This window comes from Halomicrobium zhouii (assembly GCF_900114435.1).
Lineage (GTDB): Archaea > Halobacteriota > Halobacteria > Halobacteriales > Haloarculaceae > Halomicrobium > Halomicrobium zhouii.
In genome coordinates this window covers 1,014,584-1,028,984 of sequence record NZ_FOZK01000001.1, presented here as the reverse complement: position 1 = coordinate 1,028,984, position 14,401 = coordinate 1,014,584, and the positions used below count along the sequence as shown (strand labels likewise).

Annotated in this window: 11 protein-coding genes and 1 tRNA gene; 3 read left to right on the top strand and 9 right to left on the bottom strand. The window is 70.4% G+C overall.

Features of this window, described 5'->3' with window-relative positions; all coding sequences use genetic code 11:
* Positions 1–4: 4 nt before the first annotated feature.
* Positions 5–89: transfer RNA gene (locus BM337_RS04685), tRNA-Ser, on the bottom strand.
* A 92-nt stretch (positions 90–181) separates the two neighbouring features.
* On the opposite strand from BM337_RS04685, the gene BM337_RS04680 reads away from it, so the two are divergent.
* Entirely contained in the window at positions 182–1,135 is a 954-nt protein-coding gene (locus BM337_RS04680; RefSeq protein WP_089814372.1) for an AAA family ATPase, read from the top strand.
* Here BM337_RS04680 and BM337_RS04675 read toward each other — a convergent pair.
* From BM337_RS04675 to BM337_RS04650, 6 genes are all read right to left on the bottom strand, one after another.
* Positions 1,132–1,737 (bottom strand): DUF7519 family protein, encoded by a 606-nt coding sequence (locus tag BM337_RS04675; protein WP_089814370.1) that lies wholly within the window; start codon positions 1,735–1,737, stop codon positions 1,132–1,134. The genes BM337_RS04680 and BM337_RS04675 overlap by 4 nt on opposite strands.
* Positions 1,734–3,116 carry a DUF58 domain-containing protein gene (locus BM337_RS04670; protein ID WP_245778609.1) on the bottom strand — a complete coding sequence of 461 codons (1,383 nt, stop codon included), beginning with the start codon at positions 3,114–3,116 and terminating at the stop codon, positions 1,734–1,736. The genes BM337_RS04675 and BM337_RS04670 overlap by 4 nt, the downstream gene beginning before the upstream one ends.
* Complete coding sequence (locus BM337_RS04665; RefSeq protein WP_089814368.1) at positions 3,113–3,682, bottom strand: DUF7269 family protein; 570 nt, start codon at positions 3,680–3,682, stop codon at positions 3,113–3,115. The genes BM337_RS04670 and BM337_RS04665 overlap by 4 nt, the downstream gene beginning before the upstream one ends.
* Positions 3,679–4,617, bottom strand: coding sequence for a DUF4129 domain-containing protein (locus BM337_RS04660; RefSeq protein ID WP_089814366.1), 939 nt, complete (start codon positions 4,615–4,617; stop codon positions 3,679–3,681). Before BM337_RS04660 ends, BM337_RS04665 begins: the two co-directional genes overlap by 4 nt.
* 28 nt (positions 4,618–4,645) lie before the next feature.
* Positions 4,646–6,217 carry a hydantoinase B/oxoprolinase family protein gene (locus tag BM337_RS04655; RefSeq protein ID WP_089814364.1) on the bottom strand — a complete coding sequence of 524 codons (1,572 nt, stop codon included), beginning with the start codon at positions 6,215–6,217 and terminating at the stop codon, positions 4,646–4,648.
* Positions 6,218–6,422: 205 nt separating this feature from the next.
* A complete protein-coding gene (locus BM337_RS04650; RefSeq protein WP_089814363.1) occupies positions 6,423–8,459 on the bottom strand; it encodes a hydantoinase/oxoprolinase family protein in 2,037 nt (678 codons plus the stop codon).
* Positions 8,460–8,674: 215 nt separating this feature from the next.
* Between BM337_RS04650 and BM337_RS04645 the strand changes: the two genes are divergently transcribed.
* Entirely contained in the window at positions 8,675–10,216 is a 1,542-nt protein-coding gene (locus BM337_RS04645) for a BGTF surface domain-containing protein (protein ID WP_089814360.1), read from the top strand.
* Between the two features lie 10 nt (positions 10,217–10,226).
* Here the strand turns inward: BM337_RS04645 and BM337_RS04640 are convergent, their stop codons facing one another.
* Both BM337_RS04640 and BM337_RS04635 read right to left on the bottom strand, forming a co-directional pair.
* A complete protein-coding gene (locus BM337_RS04640) occupies positions 10,227–10,841 on the bottom strand; it encodes an ArsR/SmtB family transcription factor (RefSeq protein WP_089814358.1) in 615 nt (204 codons plus the stop codon).
* 68 nt (positions 10,842–10,909) lie between these two features.
* Positions 10,910–12,211, bottom strand: a complete 1,302-nt coding sequence (locus BM337_RS04635) for a S8 family serine peptidase (RefSeq protein WP_089814356.1) — start codon at positions 12,209–12,211, stop codon at positions 10,910–10,912.
* A 204-nt stretch (positions 12,212–12,415) separates the two neighbouring features.
* Between BM337_RS04635 and BM337_RS04630 the strand changes: the two genes are divergently transcribed.
* Positions 12,416–13,543 (top strand): BGTF surface domain-containing protein, encoded by a 1,128-nt coding sequence (locus BM337_RS04630; RefSeq protein WP_089814354.1) that lies wholly within the window; start codon positions 12,416–12,418, stop codon positions 13,541–13,543.
* The last annotated feature ends 858 nt before the right edge of the window (positions 13,544–14,401 follow it).

Below are 14,401 nucleotides of genomic sequence, written 5' to 3'. Positions count from 1 at the left end.
AGAACGCCGAGGAGGAGATTCGAACTCCTGTGTCCGTGAGGACAGTTGCTTTCGAGGCAACCGCCTTGGCCGGGCTAGGCTACCTCGGCTCACTCGACTGTACTGCTATCTGGTCTTTATGGGTTTCGGATTCGATCGGTAGCCCCGACATACATATTAAACGCGAGAGACATAGCCGGGTATGGACGTCGCCGAAGCAAGCGAAGTGTGTGACACGGTGCTCGACGAGGTCAGCGACGCGGTCATCGCCGACAGAGCGTTCTTCGAGACGGTGTTGATGGGCGTCGTCGGCCGCGGCCACGTACTGCTGGAGGACGTGCCCGGGACGGGGAAGACCCTGACCGCGCGGACCGTCGCCGAGGCGCTCGGCCTCTCCTTTTCCCGCATCCAGTTCACGCCGGACCTGCTGCCGGCGGACATCACCGGGACGCACGTGTTCAACGAGCGCGAGCGGACCTTCGAGTTCAACGAGGGACCCATCTTCGCCAACGTCGTCCTGGCCGACGAGATCAACCGGGCGCCGCCGAAGACCCAGTCGGCGCTGCTGGAAGCGATGGAGGAGGGCCAGGTCACCGTCGACGGCGACACGTACGAACTCCCCCAGCCGTTCTTCGTCATCGCGACGCAGAACCCCGTCGAGATGGAGGGGACGTTCGAACTCCCCGAGGCACAGGTCGACCGCTTCCTCGCGAAGACCTCCATCGGCTATCCGGAGGAGGAGGGCGAGTTCGAACTGCTCCAGCGCCGCCGCGGTCGCACCGAGCAGAGCCCCTCCGTCCAGACCGTCCTCACCCCTGAGGAGGTCGACGACGTGCGTGACCTCCCGGAGACAGTCACCGTCGAGGACGACGTGCTGCGCTACATCGGGAAGGTGGCGCGGGCGACGCGGACCCACCGCAACGTCGACGTGGGCGTCTCCCCGCGCGGGACCCAGCGCCTCTTCGAGGCCGTCCGTGCGCGGGCGATCATCCAGGGTCGCGAGTTCGTCACGCCCGACGACGTGAAGGCCGTCACGCAGGCGGTGCTGGCCCACCGCATCGTGCTGACGCCGGAGGCCCGCGTCGAGAACGTGGACGAGGCCGACATCGTCGACGAGGTGCTCGACAGCGTCCCCGTGCCGACCGTCGCCGCCTAGTCGTCGAGCAGCCAGATGAACAGCAACGCCGCGACCAGGAGCAGGGCGACGGCGGTCGTGGGCTGGCCGGCCCGGCTCAGGTCGTAGACGACGAGCGCGAGGACACCGACGACGCTCGCCACCGCCCCCGTCGCCGCGACGTGGACGACGGTGGCCCGCCGCGTCGGTGCGTGCGCGCCCAGCTGTCGACCGAGACTGATCGCGTTTTCACCCGCGTCCCACGCGAGGACGGCGCCGCCGAAGGCGACGAGCGACGCGGCCGGCGAGGCTCCCGCCGCACCGGCGAGCAGGACGCCGGCGAACAGCCCCGCCGTCCCGAGCTTGTGGGCCTGGTTCGAGCCGCGGTGCACGCCCACCGCGAGGACGAGGAGGCCGGCGAGCGCGAGCAGCGCGGCCGGGGGCGAGACGGTCGTCGCGGCGACTGCGACCAGTCCCGCGACGATGGTGGTGGCGACGCCAAGCGTCGAGGGCGACTGGTCGAAGGACCAGTCGTCCTCCGACGTCGGGGCGTCGGTCGCCGTCGGGTCGGCAGTCTCGTGGTCGCCGGCCGCCGGGTCGTCAGCCGGCCGGTCCGACGTCGACTCCAGAACGGCGTCGCTCACACCGACCGCCCCCCGCGGATGCGCGCCATGGCGTGGGCGAGCGACTCGTCGACGGCCCAGTCGGCGACGGGAAGCCCCCGGCGGCGCAGGCGCGTGATCCGCATCCGCCGTTCGACGCTGGCGAGCCGGTGGCCCGACGTGTCCGCCGTGGTCGGGTCGGGGGAGACCACCGTGGTCCGGTGGCCGTGGGCGTCCAGTCGGACCGTCGTCCGGAAGACGAAGTCGTCGACCAGCGGGGAGAACAGGATCACCTGGGCGTCCGAGGGGAGGCGCTGGCGGAGTCGCTGGGCGACGGAGAAGACGCTCACGTCGGCGTCCTCGTCTCCGGGAGAAAAGGCCGGGTGCGTCGCGAGCGTCTCACGGAGTTCGATGCGGTGATTGTCGCTCGACGCGGGCGCCAGCCAGCAGTCGTGTTCGGAGAAGGCCGCAAGTCCCACCGAGTGGCCCTCGGCCAGCAGCGACGCGGCGACTTCGCGGGCCGCCTCGAGGTTGCGTTCGAGCGTCGACCCGGCCACACTGCCCGCGCTGGCGCCGTCACCCGGACTGACGTCGGCGCTGGGCCGCGCGTCGACCAGGAGGGCGACCGTGACCGACCGCTCGACGCGGTGTTCGATGGTCCGCATGTCGCCGGTCTTGGCCGTCTGGTTCCAGTCGATGCGGCTCATCGGGTCGCCCATCCGGTACTCCCGCGTCGCGTAGAACTCGACGCCGTCGCCGCCGGCGTCGGCGGGCGTTCGCCCCGTGTACTGGGTGGTCTGGGGTCGGAGCGGGACGTCGAGCGTGGGACTGGGCAAGTCCGGCTCGCAGGCGAAGGCGTCGCCCTGTTCCACCGAGGCGATTCGTTCGGTCGCGCCGCTGACGTCGCGGACGATGGCCGTGAGCGGTTCGAACTCGTGGACGCCGCGCGTCGCGGCGATGGTGTACTCGATAGTGGTCGATTCCCCCGACCGCAGCGCCGTCGCGATTCGGGGTGACCCGCCAGTGACGGCCGCCCGGTCGGGGACGCCGTCGACGAGCCGCAGGTCCGGCAGCGGCCGGTCACCGTCGTTGGTGACGGTGAGCGAGACAGTCACCTCGTCGCCGGGGTTCGGGTGGGCGTCACTGATGGTCCGTTCGATGGCGAGGGAGACCGGCGGTGGCGAGGTGAGCCGGCCGTACCCAGAAAAGGCCATGCCGAGTGCGCTCGCGAGCAGGAGACCACCCTGGGCGGTGAACACGCCGACGGCCAGCGCGAGGAGCGCGAACGCCGACACGCCGAACCACCGCTTCGTCTGGTGGTCGGCGGCGTCGCCCGGCCCGACGACCAGCTCCGTCGGCGTCTCGTCGAACTCGGGGAACTCCGCGCCCATCTCGTGGAACGCCATCGGCTCCCCACTCATTCACGCTCACCCCCCGACAGTTCGTACAGTTCGCGCGTGACGTGGCGGACCCGGCGGTGGAAGGGCTGACGGCGGCCGAGCGTCATCCCGATGGTCTCCGTGAAACCCGATCCGAAGCCGGCGCTGGTGGCCAGGAACCGTGCAGCGAGTTCGTCGTCGGTCCACTCCCCCCGGTCCACGAGGCCCTCCGCCTCTGCCTCGGAGCAGCCGTGGTACATGACGAGAAATTCCACGACGACGTCGCGCAGGTCCTGCTTGGCCTTCAGCGCGGTGGGGTTCCCGGCGACCGAGGCCCCCGAGACGCGGGCGAGCAGGTCGTCGAACTCGTCACCCGGCGCGTCGAGTCGCGGCCCGGGCTCCCGGACCGGCGGCCGGTAGTCGGCGGCGTCGTGGCCCAGGAACGCCCGGAGTCGCCGGAGTCCCACGAGCCCCGCGGCGATGGCCAGCAGCGTCGGCGTGTTGTCCGGAACCGAGAGGCCGGCGTTCAGCGACGGGACGAACGCGATGGCCAGCCCGAAGCCGGCGCCGGCCAGGCCGACGGCGACCGCCAGCAGTCGCCAGTTCACGTCTCCTCGCCCTCCGTTATCGCGGCGAGGGCCGACCGGGCCCGCCGCTCGGACTCCTCGTCGACGCCGGGCCCGTAGCGCGCCCGGTCGAACACCTCCGTCAGGGTCCGGACGGCGTCCCGGTCCATCCCGGCGTCGACGGCGCGGCGCGCCACCTCGCCGGGCGTGTGCGTCCGGAGGCTTGCGCCGTCGGCCGTCTCGGCCATCTCACGCCACGCCCGGTACACCGGGTTGGACGCCTCGACGTCGGCGAAGCCCGACTCGGCCGTTCGTCCGCCCTCGGGCCCTTCTCGAGGTGAGTCCAGGTCGATACCCGGGTCGTCGGCGACGGGCTCGGTATCGGGTGACCCGAGCGACGGACCCGACGTGGAGCGCAGGGCGAACAGGACCACGGCGACCACCACGACGAGGCCACCGAGCGCGACGACGACCAGTGGGACGTTCCCCGACGGAACCGAGAGCGCCGGACCGAACGACGACCCGCTCCCCCCACCCTCCAGCACGCCAGACACGCGTTTTGCGGCCCCCTCACCGTCGAATAACGTCAGGAGATAGATGACCACGCCGAGGTAGAGGACCGAGGCGAGCACGCCCGTCGTCGTCTGTAGCACTGACCTGACGAACTCGACGACGGTCTCGAAGCCGTACAGAACCAGCGATAGCAGGAGCGGAACGACGAGGGCGAGAATGGCGATGGCGGCCAGTAGTTTCGGAACGAGTTCGAGCTGCGGCGTCTCGGTGTCGCCGGCGTTACCGATCGACGGCCGCGGTCCGCTTCCCATCCCCTCCTCACCTCCCTCGCCGACGCCCTCGGAGGCGGTCGTGCCCGTCCCTACCGAACGAGTGTCGCGCGAATCGCCGATGCTCGCAGCCGACGCGGAGAGCCCCACCACACCCAGCACCACCACGACGACGAGTATCGCTCGCTCGTCCATTGTGAGCTAGCATCAGCCGTCGCCGTATTTAATCGTTCGTGGAACGGGACGTATCCCCGTCGTCCGACGTCCCGTAGCCGCCACCGCCCGGCGTCTCGACGCGGACGGTCGTCCCCGCGTCGAGTTGCAGCGTCGTCTTCGCCGGGACGGCCTCGCCGTCGACGAGGTTCAGGCCCGTCGTGCCGTCCTCACTACCGGCCCGTCCCGGCGGCGCGACGCGACGACGCTCGGTGAGTAGTGACACGGTGGCGTCCGCTTCGAGCCGGAGTTCCCGGACCAGTCCGTCGCCGCCGCGGTAGCGGCCTGCTCCGCCGCTGCCGTCGCGGAGGGCGTACGTCGTCACCCGGAGCGGGTACTCGGCTTCGAGGGCCTCGACGGGCGTGTTCTCCGTGTTCGTCATCCCGACCTGGACGCCGGAGAGGCCGTCGCTGGCCGGGTTCGCACCCGCGCCGCCGCCGATAGTCTCGTAGTAGGTGAAGCCCGGCCCGCCGACGATCAGGTTGTTCATCGTCCCCTGTCCAGCGGCGGGGACGCGGTCGGGCGCCGCCTCGGCGAGTGCGTCGAAGACGACGTCGGTGACCCGCTGGCTCGTCTCGACGTTGCCGCCGACGACTGCCGCAGGTGGCTCGGGATTCAACAGCGAGCCTTTCGGCGCGTTGACGGAGATTGGCTCGTAACAGCCCGCGTTCGGCGGCACGTCCGGATTGGTGACGCAGCGGACGACGTAGTACACTGCGCTCTCGGCGACCGCCAGCGGCGCGTTGACGTTGCCCGCGACCTGTGAGGCCGTCCCCGCGAAGTCGGCGTCGAGGGCAGCGCCGTCGACGGTGACCGTCACCTCGACGGGGACGTCGTCCTCGGTCACCCCGTCGCCCTCCAGCACGTCGCTGGCCTGGTAGGTGCCGTCCGGCAGATCCCTGATTTCGGTCTCGACGCGCTCGCGCGAGTAGTCGATCACCGCGTCGAAGGCGGTGCGGAGGCGGTCGCCGTGGGTCGAGAGGAGGTCGTCGATTCGCTCGGCCCCGCGTTCGTTGGCCGCTAGCTGCGCGCGCACGTCCGGTCGGCGCTGCTCGGGATTGCGGACGTTCGCCAGGAAGAGGTCCAGCACGTCATCGACTACCTCGCCGTCCCGGACGAGTCGAATCGGTGGGACGCGGACGCCCTCCTGTTGAATCTCTCGTGCGCCCGCGGGCATGCTCCCCGGCGCCATCCCCCCGACGTCGGCGTGGTGGGCCCGCGAGACGGCGTAGGCGACGATTTCGTCCTCGGGACTGATCGGAGAGACCAGCGTCACGTCCGGGAGGTGCGTTCCCCCGGCGAAGGGGTCGTTGAGGACGAAGACGTCGCCCGGCTGGGGGTCCTTCTCGAGGACGGCGTCGACTGCACGCGGCATCGCCCCGAGGTGAACCGGGACGTGTTCGGCCTGCGCGACGAGGCGCCCGTCGGCGTCGAACACCGCCGTCGAGCAGTCCCGCCGCTCGGTGATGTTGGGCGAGTAGGCGCCCCGGATGAGGACCTGGCCCATCTCCTCAGCGACGCTCTCGAGTTGATTCCGGAGGATCTCGAGTTCGACGGCGTCCAGTTTTTGATTCCTGTTCATGCGGGACACCTCGTTCCCGAACCGCCAACGCTGCTCCCACAAGCATTACCGCCAACAGACAAGGAAAGCCCCCGGTCGCTCGCGGGCTGCGAACCTCGCTGCGCGCGGCCTTCGACCGTGCTTGCGGGTTCTCGCTCCGCGAGCGACCGGCCCCTTTCAGTCCCACCCTTTCGGTTGATCCATCGGCTGTGTTCAGTGGTCGCCATCACTCGCTCGCCTCCAGGTGGATGGTCCCCCGGTCGTCCACCCTGGCGGTCCAGTCGGGCGGGCAGACGACGGTGCTCTCGCCGCCCTCGAAAACGACGGGACCGTCGATGTCGGTGCCGGCGGGGAGTCGTCGGCGGTCGTAAACCGGCGCCTCGGTCCGGGATTCGGCGAAGACGACCTCGCGCCGGCCGGTCAGGGCGTCACCTGCGCAGTCGCCGTCGGCGTCGTGCGTGAGCGCCGGCGTCTCGCCGGGGACTCTCGCCGTCGCGCGGAGGCTCACCAGTTCGACGGGTTCGTCGTCGAGGCGGTAGCCGCGGGCCGACTCGTGAGCCGCGTGGAACCGGTCGCGGACGGCGGCCGGGTCGAAGGCATCGGGCACGTCGACGGTCAGTTCGTGGCTCTGGCCGGCGTAGCGGAGGTCGGCCTGCCGGCAGACGGTCGCCCGGTCCGGGTCGGCGGTGTCGGACAGGACCGATTCGGCGAGATCCCCGAACAGGCCGTCGACGGTGACCGGATCCGCGTCGGCGAGCGGGACCCGGTGGGTCCGGACGGCGTCGTGGCTCTCGTCGGCCGCGAGCAGGCCGAACGCGGAGAGGACGCCGCTGGCCCGGGGGACGACCACGTGGCCGATGCCCAGGCGGTCGGCCAGCGACGCGGCGAACATCGGTCCCGCGCCGCCGAAGGCCGCGAGGGCGAAGTTGCGCGGGTCGTAGCCCTGCTCGACCGTCACCCGGCGGACCGCGCGGGCCATCGTGGCGCTGGCGACGCGGACGACGCCGCGGGCGGCCGCGACGGGGCCGTCCAGATCGGCGTCCGTCGCGAGGTCGGCGAGGACGGACTCCGCGGCCTCGGCGTCGAGTTCCAGCCCCTCGCCCAGGGTTGTGTCGGCGCCGAGGTACCCCAGCGCGAGCGCCGCGTCGGTGACCGTCGGCGCTGTGCCCCCTTTCCCGTAGCAGGCCGGGCCCGGGTCGGCGCCGGTCGACCGCGGTCCGACACGGAGCGCGCCGCCGGCGTCGACCCAGGCGACGGAGCCACCGCCCGCGCCGACTGTCTCGACGGCGACCATCGGAATCCGAATGGGGTGGCCGCCCACCGACCCCTCGGTCGTCCGTTCGACGTCGCCGTCGCGAACCAGCGAGACGTCACAGGAGGTCCCGCCCATGTCGAACGTGACCAGGCCGTCGGCGTCGGGGGGTTCGAAGGCCGACGCGCCGACGACCCCCGCCGCCGGGCCGGAGAGCACCGTCGTCACGGCGTCCTGGCGGACCGTCCCGGCGTCGGCGATGCCGCCGTTGGCCTGCATGACCCGTGGACTCGGCAGCCCCCGCTCGGTCGCCCGCTCGTCGAGCCTCGCGAGGTAGTCGTCGACCACGGGAGTCACCGTCGCGTCGGCGACGGTCGTCGCGGTCCGCTCGTACTCGCGGAACTCCGCGAGCACCTCGTGGCTCCCCGAGACGGCGGCGTCGAGTTCTTCGCGGAGGATTTCGGCAGCGCGACGCTCGTTTGCCGGGTGAGCGTAGGCGTGGAGGAACGCGACGGCGACCGCCTCGACGTCGTCGCCGCTGTCGCCACCGCCGCCCCTGCCCTTGCGAATCTCGTCGGCGATGTCGCGGATCTCACCCTCGTCGACGGGACGTTCGATCCCGTCGACCGTCGCGCGCTCGTCGACCTCGAAACGGCGCTCGCGAGGGACGAGGGGGTCGGGTTTGCGCGCCGCGAGGTCGTACAGTTCGGGGCGGTCCTGGCGACCGATTTCGAGGACGTCGCCGAAGCCAGCTGTCGTGACCAGGTAGGTCGTCGCTCCCTGGCCTTCCAGCAGCGCGTTGACGGCGGCAGTCGTGGCGTGACGGAAGCGACCGACGCCAGTGGGGTCGACGCCGGCCGATTCGCACGCCGCCGCCACGCCGCGGAGGACGCCGACGTGCTGGTCGCCCGTGGTCGGCACTTTCGCCGTCGTCAGGTCCCCGTCGGCGAGCAGTGCGACGTCGGTGAAGGTGCCGCCGACGTCGACGCCCAGCGCCGCACCGTCGTTCATGGACGTGAGTGGCGGCCCGCGCCGCTAATCGGTTGCGGTGGTGGCAGCAATAGCGACCCGTTCAATCGCGATTGAACCTACCGGGGAGGCTTTAGTACAGGGCGGAAAACGTCGACCAGATGCGACGCAGCGGCCCTCCACGCACACTCCTGGTTACGGCTCTCCTCGTCGGCGCGCTCGGACTAGCGGGCGCCGCGACGGCGCAGTCGGCTGTAGTGGTACACGACGGCGAGGAACTGGTGCTCGACGCGGCGCCCGGCCAGCCGATAGAAGGCCACGCCACCCTGGAGCCCGGATCGACCGTCGAAGTGACGGTGCAATCGGAGAGTCCAAAGTCGCCGTTTCTGACGCGGTCGGAGGCAACGGTCACCGAGGACGGCCGGTTCGAGGTCACCGTCGACCTGGAGAACCTCGGTCAGGGCATTCCCATGTCCGTCACCGTCCGTCACGACGGCGAGGTACTGACACGGGAAGAGGCGAGGATAGCCGGCTGTGGGAGCGATTGCGAGACGGCGACGTTCGATCGGCAGGGCGACCGGCTGACGCTCCAGGCCGGACCCGGACAGGCGATTACCGGGAACACCTCCCTCGAAGAAGGGGCCCCCGTAACGATTCGCCTGGAGTCGACGAATCCCGAACAGCCGTTTCTGGTCGCGAAAGAGACGACAGTTACGGACGAAGGGGCCTTCGCCACGTTTCTCGACGTGAGCGACGTGGAGCCCGGGTCGTCGTTCAGGGCCGTCGTCCTCCACGACGGCGACCAGTTGAAGGAGACCACCGGCCGGGTAGTCGCCTGTGACGGCAAGTGCGGCCCGGTCACGACACAGACGCCGACGCCCACGCCGACGCTCGACCCGGACGAGTTCGGCTTCAAATCGATCGTCGAAGTCACCGACGAGGAGACCGCGTACGTCCCGGTGACGCTCGGCGACGCCGACGCCGCCACGCTCGTCGTCGGCAGCAAGGACGTCAACTACGTCGTCAACGCCACGGTCCGCGACGGGAACGGCGACGACCGCGTGGGGGTGTTGTTCGACGCGGCCGCGGCGGGGACCGACGGCCGGACGCTCACCGTCGCAAACGAGAGCGACGAACTCACCGTCACCGATCCGGAACCCGACCTCGGCGACAGTATCGACCCGGCGGACTATGACACGCGACTGTACGAGGGCGATACGGCGACCGGAAAGCCGGACGACGTCGGCGTCCTCGTCGTCCGCGAGTCCGGCCCGGGCGACGGTGACCAGCCGGCCCTGGAGAAGTCCGTACTGCGTACCTCACCTGGAGACGTCGCGTCGCTACCGATTCACCTCGGAAGCGAGTACGCGGCGGTCGTGACGATCGGGAGCGACGCGGACAACTACGGGATCGCCGCACGGGTCACCGACGGCGACGGTGACGATCGAGTCGTCCTCAGGTTCCGGACCGACAACGCCGGGACGGACCGGCCGACGCTCGACGTCGAGGGGACGGACGACGATCTGACGATCACCGACCCCGAGCCGTCGCTCGACGGACCGCTCCCGCCGACCGAATACGACATCGCCCTGTATCCCGGACAGAAGGCCGCCAACGATCCGGTCAGCATCGGCACGCTCTCGGTCGGCAGCGGATCCGACGGACCGAGGACCGCAGTGCTCGACGATTCGCAGGCCGGGGACCGGGGCATCGACCTCGGTGGGGTCGGCGCGCTGGCAGCGGGCGCGGTGTTCGCCGTCGTCGGCGTCGGCCTGTTGCTGGGCCTGTTCCGGTCGTGATCGCGGGCCGTCAGCGGGCCCGGAGCACTGCGACCGCGCCGACGACGGCGAGACAGCCGAGGAAGAAGAGGACGCCCGGTTCGACGACTTCGAAGACGACCCAGGCGACGGTGCCCCGCGGCGGCGTGACGGTCGCGTCCGGCGACGCGGGGCCGACGACGTCGGGCGCGCGGCTGGCCCGTTGCATCAATCGCTCGGCGCCGAACTGGACGAACAGGCTGGCCAGGCCGAGCACACCCAGACCGCCGACGACGTCGGTCAGGGACTGCTGGACCGCTGGCGTCCGCCGTTCGTCGCCGACGAAGACCAGCGGGTCGCTGGCCGGGCCGTAGACGGTCATCTCGTTGCCCTTCTCGGAGTAGATCGTGTCTATCGGTTCGACGAGGTCCGCCTCCTGCAGGTTCGTCAGGTGGTAGTGGACGTTCTGGACCGACGTGTCGACCGCGTCGGCGATCTCGGAGGGGGTTCCGGGTTCGTCGAACAGCGTCCTGAACGTGGCCCGCGCGGTGTCCGAGGAGAGCGCGTTCAGCACCTCGTCGGCGTCCGTGTCGGCCATCTCCAGGACGCGCGCGTGTTCGTTCGACGTCGCCGTCCGCTCCTGTATCCGGTCGATGAGTCCCGACATGCGTGCCAGCGTCTGTCCGCACCTCGAAGGCCGACGTACTAAGCGCTGTGTTTGGGTTAAATCTCGTTTTAAGCGGTCTCGTTCCGGGCCCGTTCGACGGTGCTCGCGGCGTCGACGCGGCCGTGGCCAGCCACTGGGTCGGGGCCCGGCTCGCCGACGTCGATAGCGCTCCCTTCGATGAGGCGCTCGACCTCCGCGCGGTCGAGGTGAGGGTTCGCGTCGAGGACGAGCGCCGCCACGCCCGCGACGTAGGGTGCCGCGGCCGACGAACCAACGAAGCCGTCGGGCCGACTCGCGGCGCGGAACCCGTCCGGGGCGACGACGTCGACGCCGCGGCGGCCGTCCGCGGTGGGGCCACGGGAGCTGAACGGCTCCGGCGACCCCGTCGCGTACTCCGACGCGCCGACGGTGAGGACGGACTCGGCAGTCGCCGGAGCGACGATGCTGCCCCGCTCGGTCCGGTACTGGAGCGCGTGGGTCGGCGAGGAGAGGCGGAGGCCAGTGCCCGTCGCGTTCTCGGGGCCGCGGACGACGAGGAAGTACGTCCCGCCGGCGAGCCGGGCCGAGATGCGCTCGTTGGGGACGTGGTCGGCCTCGTAGGGCCGGGACCGGGCGACGAGATTCGCCGTCGACCCGTTCGTCCGGTACAGTTCGGCGGTGTAGTCCTCGTCGGCGCGTTCCCGGTCCCAGGAGAGCCAGACGGTGAGGTCCCGCGAGTCGTTGCCCCGGAGGTAGTTGCGCGTGCCGCCCTCGAAGCGGAGTTTGCCGTCGGCGACGTCGTCGTACCGGCCGGTCCAGTGTCCCTGTGCGAGGTTCCCGGCGGGGGCGACGACCACGGTGTCGTCCCCGGCCGCTCTGGCCGTCACTTGCGCGACGCGGGCGGACCCGTCGCCCGGCGTGCCGTAGAAGGAGACCGGCACGACGACGACGTCGACGTCGGCCGACCGGAGCCAGTCGATGGCGGACTCGTACTGGGCGGCGGTGTCGAAGGAGGCCAGATAGAGGTCCGCGTCGGGGGCGACCGTCGTCACGAGCGACGCCGCGGCGGTCCCGTGACCGTGCCGGCCGCCGTTGCGGACCGTCTCCTGGGGCGCGAACGCGCGCGTGGCGGCGACCTGGCTCCGGAGCGCCGGGTGGTCAGGGTCGAACCCGGTCACGTCGACGACGCCGACCGTGACGTTCTCGCCGGTCACCCCCGCGTCGTGGATCGCCTCGACGCCGGCCACCGGATCCGCTGCCTGTCCCGCCGGCCGGGCGACCACGTCGGTCTCGGCCGTCGGCGCGGTGACCGCGAGGCCACCGATACAGGCAGTGAGTGCCAGGACGGCGACGGCGACGCCCGCCAGCGACCGGTCGATTCCCGGGGACATCGTTCGCCGCATCGACCACGTGGACAAAAACGCTGCCGGACGGGACGCCACGTAAATCGCGATTTAAGCTATCGCCGGGGATACTAGTCCAGACCCCGACCCGTCGACTGGCATGACAGCCATCCCTCCAGCCGGGGCCGCCCCGGCCGACCGCCCTGCTAGCTCGCATCGCCTGACGAGTACACCCCGCCCGGAGGTGGACAGATGAAACGCCTGGCGGTGGTGGCCGGCGCCGTCCTGGTCGCGGCCGCGCTCGCGGTGACGGCCGTGACCCTCGCGTCCGACGGTGGGACCACCATCGACCACGACGGCGAGAACGTGACGCTGGCCGCCGCTCCCGGACAGGCGGTGAGCGGCCAGACCGACCTCGACGCGGGAACCACCCTCGACGTTCGCCTCACCTCTACCGACGCGAGCAACCCCTTCCTGCAGACCAAGGAGGCGACGGTCGCCGAGAACGGGTCGTTCTCGACGACGCTGAACCTCGGCGGTGTCGCCGCTGGTGCGACCGGTAACCTCACGGTCCGCCACAACGACAGCGTCCTGGCCAGCGAGACCGTCGCCGTCGTCCCCTGTGACGACGACTGCGAAGCTGCCACCGAGACCGACGAGCCACAGTCGGGGACGACCGTCGACCACGACGGGGAGCGGCTGACCCTCGTCTCGGGGACAGCGTCGAAGATTTCCGGCCAGAGCGACCTGGAGCCGGGGACGGAACTGGAACTCACGCTGGAGTCCACGGACGCGACGAGCCCGTTCCTGCTGCGGGAGCGCACGAACGTCACGGAGAATGGCTCCTTCGCCGTGACGATGGACACGTCTTTCGTCTCCGAAACGGCGAACGCCACGCTGACCGTCTCGCACGACGACGAGGAACTGACAGAGGCCGAGGCCCGGATAGAGCCGTGCGAGGAGAACTGTGAATCGTCGAGCGCCGGTGAGGGGACCCCGCCCTCGGAGTTCGGTCTCGAAGAAGACGTGCCCGTCGCCCAGGAGAACGGGACGGCCGAGATCGCGGTCGCCGTCGGCGACGCCGACGCCGCGACGCTCAGCGTCGGCGACGAGGACGACGTCAACTACCAGATCAACGCGACCGCGCGCGACGAGAACGGCGACGGCCGCGTCGTCTTCGTGCTCGACCCCACGGCCGCAGGGAACGAGTCGGCCCCGACGATGATGGTCCGCGACGACGGTGACTCGGTCACCATCACCAGCGAAACCGACGTCGACGGGCCGCTCTCGCCCGCCACGTACGACCTCGCCGTGTACCGCGGATCGTCTGCAGACGGTGGTCCCGACGACATCGGGGCGCTCTCCATCCAGCGTTCCTGACCGCGAGCGTCCGAACCGAACGGTTTCGCGTGGGCCGGTCACGGCCCACGAACTTTCAGCTGCCGCAATTCGGACGCCGACGCTCGACGTCGCTCCGGTTCGGTTTTCAGTGCTTTCGAAAAATGAGCGGGACCGGGCCGATGGATCTGACAGCCTGCGGTGACTCAGTGGTAGTGACGGCGATGGTTCACCTCTCGGGGACGAGCGAGTGAGGAGAGGGACCCACAGGTGGAGTCGCTTGCTATGAGGGATCCGGAGTGCTATTGATCCCATCCGAACGGTTCGTATCGCGTGTCCCGGAGTGGTCTTCGAGTGTGAGATTCGACTGTTGGGTGTCTCTGTTTATGGAACGGGTGGTTCTCGGTTGTGTTGGTGAAATGAACACCGACAGCAAGAACCAGAAAGCCCTCGGCGCGCTCGGGTCGCGGGGCTCGCTGCGGTCCTCGCCTTCGGCTGCGGTCCTTGCATCGCCCGGCTTCCCCGAGCCCGCCTCGCCCTTTCAGTCCTCCAGGGACCGCAGCCCTGCCCTCCCCCTGGTCGCGCGATGAAACGCGCTCCCGGCCGACCGCCGCGCGGTTGCGGAAGGGACGCGTGTCGCGCCGCGGACGCGGCGCGACCGGGGAGGAGTGGTGGCCCTAATCGCGAGCGCGTTTTATCGCGCGAGCGAGGCTGATCCTGGCGGAATGAAAGGGCGAGGCGGGCTCGACGACGTCCGAACCCGCAAGCACGCGAGGAACGAGCGCGCGCAGTGGGTTCGCACGAGTCGAGCGCGCCGAGGGCTTTCGAGGTAGTGTCGTCTCCAGCCACGTCACCAGTTCGAGACCGACCAAACGAGACCTCTACACACTGTATCGATCA